Origin of the sequence: Flavobacterium soyae (assembly GCF_021245985.1) — a bacterium.
In the GTDB taxonomy this organism is placed as follows: Bacteria; Bacteroidota; Bacteroidia; order Flavobacteriales; family Flavobacteriaceae; genus Flavobacterium; species Flavobacterium soyae.
This window is the reverse complement of sequence record NZ_JAJQXA010000069.1, coordinates 1-279: the sequence shown is the minus strand read 5'-3', so window position 1 is coordinate 279 and position 279 is coordinate 1. Positions and strand designations below refer to the sequence as shown.

Sequence of the window (279 nt, the reverse complement as noted above, 5' to 3'; positions counted from 1 at the left end):
AACATGCTGGTTTCGAATACTGACGATCATCTACGAAACCATGGTTTCCTATTGCAGCCAGGGCGCGGTTGGCGTCTTTCGCCTGCGTATGACATGAACCCTGTCCCTGGAGATACTGGCTTGAGGCTCAACGTTTCAGAGGCAGATGACGCCATGGACCTTGATTTGGCAATGAGCGTGGCAGGCTACTTCCGAGTGTCTGCTGACGATGCCAGACAAACCATCGAGAGGTTTCAGGGCGTCGTCAGGAAATGGCCCAGAGTCGCGCGCTATCTGGGA

At 54.5% G+C, this 279-nt stretch carries 1 protein-coding gene; it reads left to right on the top strand.

Annotated elements, in window-relative coordinates; all coding sequences use genetic code 11:
* Window positions 1-3 precede the first annotated feature (3 nt).
* The coding region (locus tag LUU93_RS21955; RefSeq protein WP_232683237.1) for a HipA domain-containing protein at window positions 4-279 on the top strand (276 nt) is incomplete at its 3' end.